This is a genomic window from Microbacterium salsuginis (genome assembly GCF_012524205.1).
Lineage (GTDB): Bacteria > Actinomycetota > Actinomycetes > Actinomycetales > Microbacteriaceae > Microbacterium > Microbacterium salsuginis.
The window spans coordinates 215,227-228,763 of the sequence record NZ_JABACI010000003.1; the positions used below are offsets into that span (position 1 = coordinate 215,227).

Annotated in this window: 14 protein-coding genes; 3 read left to right on the top strand and 11 right to left on the bottom strand. The window is 70.4% G+C overall.

All coding sequences use genetic code 11. The annotated features are described in order from the left end of the window. Window positions 1-55 precede the first annotated feature (55 nt). On the top strand, window positions 56-697 hold the full coding sequence (locus HF576_RS20360; RefSeq protein WP_240948868.1) for a hypothetical protein: 642 nt from the start codon (window positions 56-58) through the stop codon (window positions 695-697). 53 nt (window positions 698-750) lie between these two features. Here the strand turns inward: HF576_RS20360 and HF576_RS11435 are convergent, their stop codons facing one another. The 3 genes from HF576_RS11435 to HF576_RS11445 form a co-directional block, all read right to left on the bottom strand. Beyond that, window positions 751-2,289 (bottom strand): S8 family peptidase, encoded by a 1,539-nt coding sequence (locus tag HF576_RS11435; protein WP_343234249.1) that lies wholly within the window; start codon window positions 2,287-2,289, stop codon window positions 751-753. Window positions 2,290-2,447: 158 nt separating this feature from the next. Then, window positions 2,448-2,924 (bottom strand): hypothetical protein, encoded by a 477-nt coding sequence (locus HF576_RS11440; protein ID WP_168912952.1) that lies wholly within the window; start codon window positions 2,922-2,924, stop codon window positions 2,448-2,450. A gap of 2 nt (window positions 2,925-2,926) precedes the next feature. Next, window positions 2,927-3,589: an RNA polymerase sigma factor gene (locus tag HF576_RS11445; RefSeq protein ID WP_168912953.1), complete on the bottom strand. Its 663-nt coding sequence runs from the start codon at window positions 3,587-3,589 to the stop codon at window positions 2,927-2,929. Between the two features lie 114 nt (window positions 3,590-3,703). On the opposite strand from HF576_RS11445, the gene HF576_RS11450 reads away from it, so the two are divergent. After that, window positions 3,704-4,453, top strand: coding sequence for a glutamine amidotransferase-related protein (locus HF576_RS11450; protein WP_168912954.1), 750 nt, complete (start codon window positions 3,704-3,706; stop codon window positions 4,451-4,453). A gap of 25 nt (window positions 4,454-4,478) precedes the next feature. Here the strand turns inward: HF576_RS11450 and HF576_RS11455 are convergent, their stop codons facing one another. The 4 genes from HF576_RS11455 to HF576_RS11470 all read right to left on the bottom strand — a co-directional run bounded on the left by HF576_RS11455 (window position 4,479) and on the right by HF576_RS11470 (window position 8,204). Continuing rightward, the gene (locus HF576_RS11455; RefSeq protein ID WP_168912955.1) at window positions 4,479-5,279 is read right to left on the bottom strand and encodes a tryptophan-rich sensory protein; all 801 of its coding nucleotides are present in this window, start codon (window positions 5,277-5,279) and stop codon (window positions 4,479-4,481) included. 76 nt (window positions 5,280-5,355) lie between these two features. Beyond that, a complete protein-coding gene (locus tag HF576_RS11460; RefSeq protein ID WP_168912956.1) occupies window positions 5,356-5,841 on the bottom strand; it encodes a glutaminase in 486 nt (161 codons plus the stop codon). Then, complete coding sequence (locus HF576_RS11465; protein ID WP_168912957.1) at window positions 5,838-7,034, bottom strand: cation:proton antiporter domain-containing protein; 1,197 nt, start codon at window positions 7,032-7,034, stop codon at window positions 5,838-5,840. Before HF576_RS11465 ends, HF576_RS11460 begins: the two co-directional genes overlap by 4 nt. A 30-nt stretch (window positions 7,035-7,064) precedes the next feature. After that, window positions 7,065-8,204: a hypothetical protein gene (locus HF576_RS11470; RefSeq protein ID WP_168912958.1), complete on the bottom strand. Its 1,140-nt coding sequence runs from the start codon at window positions 8,202-8,204 to the stop codon at window positions 7,065-7,067. A gap of 64 nt (window positions 8,205-8,268) precedes the next feature. Here HF576_RS11470 and HF576_RS11475 point away from each other — a divergent pair, with 64 nt between their 5' ends. Beyond that, window positions 8,269-8,859, top strand: a complete 591-nt coding sequence (locus HF576_RS11475) for a TetR/AcrR family transcriptional regulator (RefSeq protein ID WP_168912959.1) — start codon at window positions 8,269-8,271, stop codon at window positions 8,857-8,859. A 12-nt stretch (window positions 8,860-8,871) separates the two neighbouring features. On the opposite strand, the gene HF576_RS11480 is transcribed toward HF576_RS11475, so the two are convergent. The 4 genes from HF576_RS11480 to HF576_RS20610 all read right to left on the bottom strand — a co-directional run bounded on the left by HF576_RS11480 (window position 8,872) and on the right by HF576_RS20610 (window position 13,531). Further along, a complete protein-coding gene (locus tag HF576_RS11480; RefSeq protein ID WP_425522991.1) occupies window positions 8,872-9,726 on the bottom strand; it encodes a GTP pyrophosphokinase in 855 nt (284 codons plus the stop codon). Window positions 9,727-9,809: 83 nt separating this feature from the next. Further along, the gene (locus HF576_RS11485; protein ID WP_168912960.1) at window positions 9,810-10,655 is read right to left on the bottom strand and encodes a transposase; all 846 of its coding nucleotides are present in this window, start codon (window positions 10,653-10,655) and stop codon (window positions 9,810-9,812) included. A 29-nt stretch (window positions 10,656-10,684) separates the two neighbouring features. Further along, a complete protein-coding gene (locus HF576_RS11490; RefSeq protein ID WP_168912961.1) occupies window positions 10,685-11,773 on the bottom strand; it encodes a class I SAM-dependent methyltransferase in 1,089 nt (362 codons plus the stop codon). 129 nt (window positions 11,774-11,902) lie between these two features. Next, window positions 11,903-13,531 carry a LuxR C-terminal-related transcriptional regulator gene (locus HF576_RS20610; protein WP_277348914.1) on the bottom strand — a complete coding sequence of 543 codons (1,629 nt, stop codon included), beginning with the start codon at window positions 13,529-13,531 and terminating at the stop codon, window positions 11,903-11,905. Window positions 13,532-13,537: the final 6 nt, after the last annotated feature.

Genomic DNA, 13,537 nt, shown 5'->3' on the forward strand with positions numbered 1-13,537 from the left:
ACTCCGCCTCTGCCCGCGACTGCGGCATCCGATGCAAGCCGAAAGTTGCGGCAGCGTGACCGAGGATCAACTCGGCCTCCGTCGTGAGACCCGCATCCCTGAGCACTTCCGCTCGATCCATATCGCCGATGGCTCTGCCCACGGGACTCGACGCCGCATGTGGACGCGCCGCGAGCATCTCCTGCAGAGCCGACACCAGATCGCCTGCGAGCAACGCGGTATAGCCCAGGTTGTGACGTGCCTGCGCCTCGTCGGTCGTCAGACCGTGACGCTCGAACGTCGATGCCGCGACACGGAGATCGTCTGCGGCGTCGGACAGGCGGCCAAGCTGCATGCGCACGAGGCTGCGGTTGACGCGGACCCTGGACGCGGCGACGTCGTCGTCCACCAGACTGTCGACCGCACGCGACAACCATCGCTCGGCCTCGTCGAGCCGGCCTCCATAGTTCGCGATCGCGCCCAGTTGACCCAGCAGGATGGCCTGCGTGCTGGGAGCGAGATCGGCCACGCCGATCACTCCTGTCAGAAGCTGCTCGGCCTCCCGTGGGTACCCCGTCCGCTGAAGCGCCAGGGCACGAGTGCCGACGATCCTTGCTCGAAGATCAGGATCATCGGTGCGGGCCTCGGCTTGCGCGAGAACGCGCTGCGCCAACGCATACTTGCCGTCGATGCAGAGGTCGACCGCGCGCTGGTGTAGCTCCGTCGCACTGCGCGTCACCCGTTCATCATGGCGCACGCGGGCGACGGGGGTCAGGCTGGCGCGCGCCGGTGTCCGTTCCACTCGCGCAGCACGTGAGTCCCCGCCTCGTGGAGCGCCTTCACCCGAGCCTTCACGGTCGGCTTCGACCGCCCATCCATCATGTCCGTCCCGACGATCTCGGCGACGGTCCCGGCGATGTACGGTGCGGCGAACGACGTGCCGCTCCAGACGACGAATCCGCCGGTGAAGTCGTCGGGATCGATCGTCTCTCGCCGCAGCCCGAACCGGTCGTTGCGCGTTCCCGCCTGAATTCCACCGTTCAGCGGCGGAGCGGAGCTCACCACAGCAACGCCTGGGGCATAGACGCGGACCCAGCCTCCGACATTGCTGAACAACGCGAGCGACTTGCCATTGGGATTCAGCGCACCCACCGATACGTGCGGTGCCGCATCCGCCGGATCCTCGACCTCGAACTCCGCGTCCGGCCATGCCCACAGCGCTGCCGGGAACGCCGGACGATCGGTCGCGTCGTTGCCGGCCGAGCAGACGATCGCGCATCCGTGCCGACGGGCGGCAACGAGATACTTCGCAAGCGTCAGATCGAAATGGCCGTCTTCAGGCGTCTCGTGGTAGTAGCTGAGCGAGAGGTTCAGGACATCGATCGGGCGCCCTCCCTTGTTCTTCGCCCAACGGATGACCAATACGGCGACCGCCCGCACCGCTTCGAGGAACTCGCCTTCGAGCAGCGACCCCTGACTGTCGGCGACGCGGATGGAGATGAGGTCGGCGTCGGGACAGACCTGCCGCACGATCCCTGCCACGAACGTGCCGTGCCCCGCTGCACCATCGAGGAACCCGTCATACGGACCCGCCAGGTCGCCGACGGATTCAGGGTCGGTCGCCGCGGATGAGATGCCGATCGGTACCCCGTCGAGCTCGGGATGCCGATCGACGATCGAGTCGGGCAGCCATGGGTGCTCGCCGCATCCGGTGTCCATGAAGGCCACGACGGGTCGTCGGCCCTTCACTGCTGCGTCGTCGCGCCGAGGCGGGTCGCCGACGTAGGACACGACTTCTCGCCCTCCCGACCCCGGGTACGCGTATGCGCCCGGGCCCGGAGCGTTCGTCGAGCCGTACGGATTCGTGGAACCATACGGGTTCGTCGAGCCGTAGGGATTCGTCGACCCGTACGGATTCGTCGACCCGTAGGGATTGGTCGAGCCATACGGGTCCACCGTGATCACGTGATCCAGCCCGACGGCCGACAGGTCTGCCTCGCCACGCGCCCGGGCTCGTTGGAGCAGCCGCCACGCGTCGATCGGCGGGACCGGCTGATCATCGCGGTCGTCCCGCGGCTGCGGGAAGATTCGTGCGATCAAGACGATCGGGAGCCCGAACTCCCGCTCCGCCTCGCCAGCGCGCTCGGCCGCCTCCTCGTCGGAGAGAGCGTCCCCGCGAACGGTCGTGACCCGGACTCCCCATCCGAAGTCGGCCCCGGCCATGCGGAGCGCCTCGAGAGTCTTCGGAAGCTCGGTGCCGTCGCTGACGAGAAGGTGATCCAGGGCGTAGGCGGTGGGGTACGCGTCCACGCCCTCTACCGGTTCACTCGCGGGGTCTAGAGGGACCCCTCGCGGCTTCGCCGCATCGATCCGGTTGCGCCAGCCTGACTTCTCACCGGGCTCAGCCATACTCCACGTACCTCCTGGTCATCTTGGACCCCGGCCCCCAGGCCGCGGCATCCGGATTCCTACACTTCGAACTGCGGGGTCTGGAAGTCGCGCAGGGCGCCGTCGGCGGCGCGCACCACGAGGCGGAGCCGCGCCATTCCGGGCGTGACCTCGTCGAAGGCGAAGCGGCCGTGCTCGCCCGGATCTGCCGGCCATTCGCGCTCGCCCTGCACGAGGCGGATGGCGAGGGCCGAGGCATCGACCCACCCGTCGACACGGCGGCCACCGTCCTCGGTGACCGTCACGTGCAGCAGCACGCTGGTCTCGCCGTCACTGAACTGCAGCGTCGCGCTGTCGCTCTCACCACGGACGGCGGCGAGGGATGCTTCGACCAGCGTGAGCAGCGCATACTCACGCGAGAGGTCCTCGACCGCGACGGCGGCGACCATGCGATCGACGAGGTCGGCGGGCGCCGGGTCGACCTCCTCCCACATCCGCCGCATGCGCGCGAAGAGCGCCGCGTCGGCGGCGAAGTCCGCGTTCTGGTCGGTCTCCATCGTCACCTCTCCTCCCCCGCGCCTTCGAGGACGGCGCGGAGCTTCGCGAGACAGCGCTGGCGTGTCGGCCCGATCGATCCGACCGGCATCGCGAGGTCCTGCGCGATGCGTGCGTAGTCGGGGCGGTCATCGAACGCGACGATCCGCAGCAGGCGCTGGCATCGTTCGTTGAGCGTGGCGACGGCGACCCACAGGCGACGGGTCTCGTCATCCGCGACCGCCGTCTGCTCGGCGGATTCATGGACGGGCAGACGGGGCTCGAGCGACTCGACCTCCGTCGGATCGGCCCGCCGCTGCTGCCGGCTGACGCGCCAGGCCTCGCGACGCGCGCACATCGTGAGCCACCCCGAGATCGCCCGGGCGTCGTTGACGCTCGAATGCCGGCGCACCAGCGTGAGCCACGTCGTCTGCACGACGTCCTGCGCGAGGGCATGGTCGAGCCCATACGCGCGCACGACGTGCCACAGCGTCGGCGTCATGAGCCGCACGAGTTCGTCCATCGCGCGACCGTCACCCTCTCGCCACCGCAGGAACAGCGCGGTGGCCCGCTCCCACCGCGGCAACTCGGCAGGGTCGACGGTCTCCGCCGCCTCCTCGCGTGCCGCCGACGCGTCCTCCGGGTCGTCCGGCAGCGGCGGCCCGGCCTCGGCGCTCGCATGCGTCATAGCGCCCATTGTGTCCACACCTGACAGAGAGCGGTAGAGCGCGCCTGATACATGTCGCCGCGGCATCCGTCATCCGACCCGGAAGTCAGCCCCGCGTGGACGTAGAATTCCGGGATGACGACCGCGCCGCTGCTCTATGTCTGCGTGCGGCCGCAGCAAGGCGCGGCGGCCGCCGAATACGAGTCGTTCCGGTCGGCGATGCGGGTCGACGAGGGCGAACTTGCACGACATGACCTGGTCCACGACCCGCTGCCGCCGGATGTGTTCGATCGCTTCAGCGGCTTCGTGATCGGCGGCAGTCCGTTCAACGTCGCGGATCCCGAGTCCACCAAGACCGACGCGCAACGGCGGCTCGAGGCCGACCTCGAGCGGATCGCCGCCCGTGCCGCCGAGGGCGATGGACCGGCGGCGATGTTCACCTGCTACGGCATCGGCGTCGTGACGCGGCTGCTCGGCGGCCGCGTCAGCCGCGCGTTTCCCGAAGACACCGGTCCCGTCGCGATCGAGCTGACGGAGGCGGCGGCGTCCGATCCCGTCTTCGGTGGCATCGCGAACCGCTTCACGGCGCTCACCGCCCACAAGGAAGGCACCGAGGCCCTGCCGTCCGGCGCCGTGCAGCTCGCGACGAACGAGGCGTGCCCGGTGCAGGCGTATGTCGTGGGCGACCGGCTGTACGCGACCCAGTTCCACCCCGAGCCGACCACGCAGGCGTTCACCGAGCGCATGGCGGTCTACCGCGACGACGGCTACTTCGAGTCCAGCGCCTACGACGCGATCGCCGCCCGGGTGCTCGCCGCATCCGTGACCGAGCCCGCCCGTCTGCTGCGCGCATTCGCGGGCCGCTTCCGGCCGACCGCGGACTGAGTGTCGCGGCAGTGGGGCGGATGCCTCACTCGGCGTTGCGCACCTCATCCGACCACCGCAGCACCATGCCGACGAGCGGCACCAGCAGCACGACGCCCGCCGCGACGAACGCGGTGATGCCGATCGCGGCGTTCGCCGGCTCGAATGCGAGCCGCCCGACGCCGACCCACGTCAGTCCCCACGCCATCGCGAGTCCGGGAGCGATGCGCCAGCCGCTCGCCCACGCGATCGCGACACCGATGAGCGCCACCACGATGAGCACCGCGATGCCCCACGTCGTTGCGGCTTCGCCCCACGACTCCGGGACGACACGAGTGAGCCACGCGGCGGTGTTCGCGACCGTGGCCAGCGCCACCCAGCCGAGGTGCAGGCCTGTCACTCCGTCGATCAGCATCGCGTCGACGATCCCTCGGCCAGGGAGCACGACCGCGCGGCGGAACGTCACGCCCAGCAGCACGAGCAGCACGATGATCGCCAGCACGGTGAGCGGAAGCGTCGCGAACTGGGCGGTGACCAGCCACAGTCCGTTCAGCACCATCGTGCCCGCGATCAGCCAGCCGAGCGCGCGCTGCCGGTCCCGCCCACGCTGGGCGGGGAACGCCTGCCACACCGTGTAGGCGAACAGGCCGACGTAGATGACCGTCCAGATCGAGAAGGCCGGGCGCGCCGGAGCCAGATAGGAGCCGTCGGCGTCGAGCGCCCCCTCCTGAAGGTCCTGCACGGGCGTGCCGCCGAACAGACCGGTGCCCACCATCGCAGCGATGATCATGAAGCAGAAGGCGCTGATCACCGCGATCTGACGGACGAGATCCCTGGTGGCTGGCATCCCCTCACGCTAGGGCGAGGCGCGCACCGGTGACACCCCGTTGACAGCGAGGCGCGCGGCCCCTACCCGCGCGGATTCACGAGCCGGCCGGCGGCGCGAGCAGCAGCGCCACCCGCTCGTCCAGATACGCCGCGAGGGGCATGTATCCGCCGGCGGCGCTCCAGCGTACGCTCGGGACGCCGCCGACGAGCGCCAGGGGGCCGCTTGCCTCGGCCCTGTCGACAGCCGTGGGGTCCAGCATCCGCCATCCGATGTGCACGGTCTCGCCCTCGTCGAACCCGCCCCGCCGGGCGGCGGCCGCCAGCGCCGCGCGCTGCCGCTGCGACTCGGCGGTGTATCCGCGGCGGGCCTCCTGGCGCGCGCGGACGACGTCGCCGGTCGCGAGCACCGCGTCGTCGGTGAGCAGAAGCACGCCCAGATGCCACGCCGATCCCCGGCGGACGATGCGCGCGGCGCGTGCGAAGCCGAGCACGCGGCGCGGTTCGATCAGCTCGCCCAGCGCCTCGCGCGGCGCGCCGCCGAGCCGGGCGCGCGCCGCGTCGAGGAACGAGGTCGTGCTCACGCCATGTCGTCCTGGAGAGCGCCGCCGCGTACCCGCTCGCCCCGCAGTGTCATGCCCAGCAGCGGGAAGAGCAGCACCGACAGCATGCCCGTGGCCACCAGCACCGCGTGCTGCCACGACGTGAGGATGCCTTCCTCGACGCCGATCGCGGTGACGGCGACGATGATCGGCAGGCCGGTCGCGCCCATCAGCGCGATCGACAGACGGTCACGACGCGTGGACCCCTCCGGCGCCGACAGCATCGACGGCAGCCCGCGGATGACGAACAGCGCGACCAGACCGACCGGGAGGAGCAGGAAGAGCACCGGGTCGTCGAGGAGCGCCTGAAGATCGAACGTGACGCCCGTGTAGATGAAGAACACCGGCACCAGGAAGCCGAACGCGACGCCCTCGATCTTGCTCTCGACGGCTTCGCGGTCGTGCTCCGACGCGTCGCGCATGATCAGACGCCAGATGATCCCGGCGGTGAACGCCCCGAGCAGCAGGTCCAGGTCGAGCACGATGCTCAGGGCCACCAGGGCCGCGAGGATCAGGAACACGACGCGGATCGCGAACTGGCCGGACGTGTGCAGGGTCGAGTTGACGAACGCGTGCATCGCGCCCCGCGGCAGCCGGAAGGCCAGCCAGATCGCCAGCGCGGCCACTGCGGCGAAGACGCCGAGGATGACCGTCGACAGCCCGGGCTCGCGGCCTCCGAGGAAGATGGAGATCGCGATCAGCGGTCCGAACTCGCCGACGGCGCCCAGTGCCGCGACCGCCTGACCGAACGGCGTGCGCATCTCTCCGGCATCCCGCAGCATCGGCAGCAGCGTGCCGAGCGCCGTCGAGCACAGCGCCACCCCGATCACGATGGCCGCCTCGCCCGGGGCCAGGAGGAAGCCCGCCGCCACGCCCGCGGCGAGGCTGATCAGCCATCCCAGCGACGCCCGGCGACCGAGCCTGCCCCGGAACGCCCCGAACTCGATCTCGGTGCCTGCGACGAAGAAGAGCATCGCGAGTCCGAACTCCGACAGGGTGTCGACGAACTCGCTCGGCACGGCCCAGCCGAGCACCGCCGGACCGACCAGGATGCCCAGCACGAGCTCGAAGACGACCACGGGCACGCGCACCCACCGCCCGAGACCTCGTGCGAGCAGCGGCGCGAGCACCGCGAGGAGAGGTATCACCAGCAGCGTCGGCTCGAGGTCGTCCACGGGAGAAGACTACCGACGCGCCGGCGCGGCTCACGCGACGGGTTGCACCTCGCGCGCCGCCTCGAGCTGCTCCTCGGGCGGGGTCAGCTCGGCACGAGTGCGGTGGTGGCCGATGAGGGCGAGCACCACGCCGCCGATGAGCCAGGCGAGCAGTGTCAGCCAGGCCACCGCCGTCGACGCATCCGGGAAGTAGGTCACCGACCGCAACAGCGTCGCGGAGGCCCCTGGCACGAAGAACTGGCCGATCGCGCCCCACGGTTCCAGAAGGAACTGCGGCGGCGTCGCCGCGGCGGCGATCGGGTTCGCGATGAACATCGTGATGACCGCCCCCACCCCGATCCCGGCCGGACCCATCAGGGCAGCCAGCCCGACGATGAGCGCCGACGTCGCCGTGACTCCGAGACCGATGACGGCGGCGTTGAGCAGCCAGTCTCCGGGAAGCAGTCCGAACCAGGTCTGCATCACGAGCGTGATGAGCGCACCGGCCGCGATCCCGAAGATGAGCAGGCCGACCAGCCGCCGGACCACTCCCTGCACCAGCAGCGTAAGCAGGATTCCGCCGAGCATCCCGCCCAGGACGAGAGGGAAGACGGATGCTGCGAGCCCGGCGCCGGTCGCATCGCCCTCTGTCAGCGGCACCAGGTCGGTCACCGTCACCACCGGGATCTCGGGCTGGCCAGCCGGCCCGCCTTCGGGGAGCTGCGGACGCTGACCCGCCTGGAGCGCGCCGACGAGGGCGGTGAGCTGCTCGGTGAGGGTGGACTTCGCGCGGTCGTCGATCTGCGCCTGCAGCTGTCCTGCGACCCCGCGCAGCGCCTGCGCGGCCACCGGACTCGCGGCGGTCGCGACCAGCACCTCGGGCTCGTCGCCGAGGAGGATCGCCCCGTACAGCTCGCGCGACTCGATCCGGGTCGCGGCGTCGTCGCGCGAGTCGACCTCGTGCAGGACGAAGGGGGCGGGATCCTGCTCGGCCAGCACGTTCTCGACGGCCGTGACCGCCTCGGCCGGACCCGAGATCCCGACCGGGAGGTTCTGCGCCTGCGAGGTCGCCGCCGGCCAGACGAAGGCCATGACGATGACGGCGACGATGAGGGATCCTGCGACACCGAGCAGCGCGGCGATCCTCCAGCGCGTGGGGCGCAGCCCGGTGTCTTCCTGGGTGGCGTTCATGGCGACTCCTAAAAGAGAATGATGGTTCTGTTTGTGACAATAACAGAATCGGTATTCTGTTTCCATGCCGAAGGTGACAGAGGCCTACCGCGAAGCCCGCCGCGACGAGATCGCCCGCGCGGCGCTGCGCTGTCTCGAGCGCAAGGGCGTGCGCGACACGTCGATCGCCGACATCGTCGAGGAGTCGGGGCTGTCGACGGGCGCGATCTACTCGCACTTCTCGAACAAGGCGGAGCTCGCGCGCTACATCGTCGGCCGCTTTCTCATCCCGCGTCTCGATGCACTCGAGTCGACCGCGGCGCGGGGCCGGATCCTCGCGCCGTCAGAGGTGCTGCGCGGCATGCTCTCGGTCTTCCGTCACACCGGACTGCCGCCATCACTGGTCGTGCAGTTCTGGGGCGAGGCGATGGTCGAGCCGGACCTCCACACAGAGATGCTCAACACCGCCGGCCGCCTGCGCACCTCCCTCACGACGGCGATCACGCCGTGGGCACGCACGCGCACGGAGTCAGATGCCGAGGCGGACGCGCTCGCGGGACGCCTGTCGCGGACGATCGCCGCCCTCGCACAGGGCTACGTGTCGAACACCGCGGTGTTCGGTCCTCGCGACATCGACGAGTACGTCGACGACGCCATCATCGTGCTGGGCACCTGAGAGCAGGAGGCGCTACACCGGACGGGCGCTCGGCGGGTCTGCGGCGGGGCCCACGCGGCCGGAGTCTCCGCCCAAGGCGTCGGCGGCGAAGCGCGGGGTCGTGGGGACCGTCGGCGGATCCACCGGCGTCGCCACCTCGAGCTCGCGAGCGGGAATCACCCTCCCGCCGGAGCTGCCCGGTCCGCCGCCGCCGCGGATCGCCCGGTGCAGGCGCTCCATGCGCTCGTCGAGCTCGGCGGCGGTGTCGGCCGCGTCCTTGAGGCTGGCGAGCAGCTCGTCGGGCACGAGAGTGTCGTACTTGTAGTAGATCTTGTGCTCGAGGCTCGCCCAGAAATCCATCGCGATCGTGCGGAACTGCACCTCGACGGGCACCTCGATGCGGCCGGTCGACAGGAACACCGGCACCTCGATGATCGCGTGCAGGCTCTTGTAGCCGTTCGCCTTCGGCTCGGCGATGTAGTCCTTCACCTGGATGAGGCGCACGTCGTCCTGGGCCGTCAGCAGGTCGAACAGCCGGTACACGTCGGCGACGAAGCTGCAGGTGATGCGCACGCCGGCGATGTCGGTGACATGGCGGCGGATCGTCGCGAAGTCGCCCTCGATGCCCTTGCGCTGCACCTTCTCGACCAGGCTGTCCGGCGACTTGACGCGGCTCGATACATGCTCGATCGGGTTGTAGTCGTGAGTGAGCAGGAATTCGTCGCGCAGGATCCCGATCTTCGTCTCGACCTCCTGCAGCCCGAACCGGTACTCCATCAGGAACCGCTGCAGCCCATCCCGCATCTCTCGCAGCTCTGCGGCCGAGACGGTGATCTCGGTGTCGTCGGCGGATGTCGTCACAGGCACCAGGGGCGCGGGGTTCGGCATGCCCCCACGCTAGGGAGGGCGGCTACGAGAGTCCTGTGAGAACCGGATGCCGTGGCGCAGGGCCGGACGGAGTCAGGCGCGCGTCACGCGTCGTCGAGGGCGCGCTGGGCCCGCTGGGCTTCCTTCGCGGCTTCGCGCGCCTTGCTCGCTGCTTCGGCCCGCTCCCCCTCGATGGCTTCGAGCTTGGCCGTGGCGGCGGCCTCGTCCTCTTCGAGCCGGGCGAGGTCGCGGCGCAGGTCGTCGATGCGCTCGCGGACGTGGTCGACCCGTTCCTGGGCCTTGGCACGGCGGTCGTCGATGCGCGCGAGCACGCGCTCGGTCTCGTTCGCGAGGCGCTCGGCCTCGCGGGCCGCCTTCTCGGCGGCCTTGCGCGCACGGCGTTCGGCGAGGTCGTCGCGCGCCACGGGTGCCGGGGCTCCGGGGAGTGAACCGCCGACCGCGTCGGCGAGCGCCTCGGGTTCGATGTCGCCGGCTTCGAGCGGCTTGACGAGGCGGCCGGTCATGACGGCGGCGGCTGCTGCGGCATCCATCACCGCCGCGTTGATCGTCTTCTCGACATCCTCGCGCGCGGCCGCGCTCACGGTGACCCCGGCATCCTTCGCCAGCTCCACGGCCTCTTTCGCGAGGGCCGCGACCAGCTGCCGGCGCTGGCGGCCGAGCCGCGACATCTCGGCGGCGTCGAGGTCGTCCTGCGCCTCGCGCAGCGCGGCAGAGAGTTCCAGCGCCTCGCCGAGCTGGCCTTGGCGGGCGAGCAGGTTGACCGCCCAGGCCGCGACGGTGGGCTTGCGCAGCGCCTTCACCTCACGCGCGACGACTCCCCCGGCCATGCCGGCCCGCGCATTGCGGGTCTTCGTGAACTCGTCGGGAGGCAGGGCGTACAGCTCAGCGGCGATCTCGTCGAGCTGCTCCGTCGCGTCGGCCTGCGGCATCCGCCCATTCTTGCGCGTCTCGCCGCCCGTCACACGATCTCGTAGAACCTCCACAACCCGAACTCCGGCACCAGGATGTCGATATCGGTCCATCCCGCCGCGCGTGCATACTCGCGCAGAGTGTCGGGACGCATCACTGTCCCTGTCGCCGCGCTCGGCCGATGCGACATCCCGTCCGGCAGGCACACGAAGAGGCTGAACCCGTAGAGCAGCCGCTCGAGGTCCGACGCGTCCGGTGCGAATCGATCGGCTGCGGCCTCGTCCATGACGACCACGACGCCGCCCTCGGCGACAGCCGCCTTCGCGGCGGCCAGCACCTCGACCGGATGCGGCATGTCGTGGAGGCATTCGAAAGCGAAGACGCCGTCGAAGGGACCGTGCTCGGCCAGCAGCGCGGCGTCGGCGAGCAGGAAGACGACCCGATCGGACACTCCGGCCTCAGCAGCGTTCACTCGTGCGGCCTCCACCGACGCTTCGTCGATATCGAACCCGACGACTTGGAGCTGCGGATAGCTCTGCGCGAGCGAGATCGCCGACCATCCCGCACCGGCGCCGATGTCGGCGATCCGCGCACCGGGGCGCCGCAGAACCGTGTGAATCCGCTCGACTCCGCCGAAGACCCGCGGCAGCTGCTCGAACCAAGGGCGGTTCATGTCGGCCTGCGCCTCGCGAGCATGGATTCCGAGCTGTTCCCAGCTGACCCCTCCACCCTCACGGTAGGCGTGGAGCAGAGCGGGCAGCTGCTCGGCCGCCGCAGCGGCCATGCGTGCCAGGGGCTCGAGGTACGACAGGCTGGTCCGATCCAGCAGCACCTCGCCGACGCCGGGCGCCAGCGAGAAACGCCGGGACGCGGCATCCGCCCGCTCATCCTCGACCACGAGGATCCCGCCGGCAGCCTGCTGCTCGAGCCATTCACGTGCGTAGCGCGGATCGGTCCTCGTCCGCGTGGCCAGTTCTTCCGCCGTCGAGCCGCTTCGCTCCTCCAGCGCGGCGTACCAGCCCAGCTGCGATCCCAGATGGATGGCCATGACGTCCATCCAGCCGAGCGTCGCCGCCATCATGCGATCAGCGAAGGCCGCGGTCGCATCCGCCGACGTCTGCGTGAGGGTGGTGGTCATCTCGTGTCTCCTTGGTCGAGGGTCCTGGTGCGCTACGACGCTACGGACGAGGCGGGATCCGCCGCGTCGGTCGAACGGCGCAGATCGGCGGTCGGCATCTGCATGATTCGGTGCAGGAGCGGGACGCCGTCAATGGATGCCGCCACCGTGCTGGTACTCGTGCCACCACGCCGCCGCCGCGGTGCGCGACCCCACGCCGAGCTTGACGTAGACGTTCGCCAGGTGTCGGCCGACCGTCTTCTCGCTGATGTAGAGCTCGCCGGCGATCTGCCTGTTGCTGCGACCCGCGGCCGCCAGCTGAACGATCTGCCGCTCCCGCGGGGTGAGAGGACCGGCGTCGGTCGCTCTCGGGACTGTCGGCACCGGGAGCGGAAACGCTCCCAGCCGCGAGAAGATGGCCTGCGCATCGGAGCGCAGCTGGTCGGCGGCGGTGTGCTCGTGCAGCGCGTCGTGTGCACAGGCGATCCAGCACATGACCTGCGCCTGCTCCCAGGGCTGAGCAAGCCGCCGGAACCGGTCCAGCGCTCGACGAAGGGGGAGCATCGCCGCGCGGGGATCGCCCGCGCCGAGCGACACCATTCCCCTCGCGTGATCGGCCCACGCGATGAAGCCGTCGCTCGCATAGTCGACCGCTGCTGACTCGAGCTCGGCGAGCATCGTCCGCGCCTCGTCCAGCAGCTTCAGCGAGAGGGCGATCTCGATGCCGGCTCGAAGGAGCCGTGCGCGCGCCATGCGATCCCGCTCGCCGAGAGATGCCGCGATCAGGCTGCGAGCACGCTCCGGTTGGCCTTCGGCCAGCTCCAGCAGCGCCTCGCCCGGCGCGGGGTCGATCCCGGATTCGCGCGCCCGCCCGTAGGCCGCACGAGCACCGGTGCCGTCGCCTCGCAGTCTGCGGATCTCGCCGAGCTGGTACCAGCCTTCGCCCGCGACCCAGGGGTTCTCGGAGACGAGATCGTCGCATGCCCGCTGGAGGGCTTCTTCGGCGGCATCCCACTCGCCGGCGGCGGACTGCAGTTCCAACCGGTGAACGCGACACACCCCCGCGAAGAAGAGGTCGGCGCCCAGTGAGGCACACCAGTCCTCGGTGGCGCGGGTCCAATCCGCCATCCGCCGGAAGTCGGCCAGCTCGTGACAGACGTGGATCGTCGTGCAGAGCACATCCCCCGCCCACGCGGCCTCCAGCCGGCCCGAGATCACGCACAGCATGGCCTCATCGAGGAAGGCGAAGCCCTCCGCGGTGCGACCGGCGCGGATTGCGTGCATTCCTTCCACGACCGACGTCAGGGCCGACACGGCCGGAGACCGCAGGAGCGAATCCAGCTCGCGCATGCGGACCACGCTCTGCGCAGCCCACAGCTCACCCGTCCCCTCCAGATCCATGCTTGTCACGAGGTACGTGAGGTAGGCGTGCGCCGGCGCGTCTGGGAGATCGGCGATCATCCGTCCGGCCCGGCGGGCCCACGCGGTGCCGACGGTCACGTCGCCGCGGGTCAGTCGGATCAGTGCGCTGACGAGCGCGACCTCAGCAGCCGCGACATGGGCGCCGGCGTCCTGGTGCGCGCGAAAGGCCGCATCGAGGTCATCCAGGCACGCCCGCTGATCGCCCAGCCACCAACGACACGCAGCGAGATTCCTCAGGTCCTCGCCCGTCGCGAGGGCTCCATCGCGGGCAGCCTCGTATCCATTCCGGGCTGCTTCCCAGTCGCCGCGCCGGTACGCCGCCCGGGCGCCATCCAGCACGGCGGTCAGCTCCGCCATGCGCGA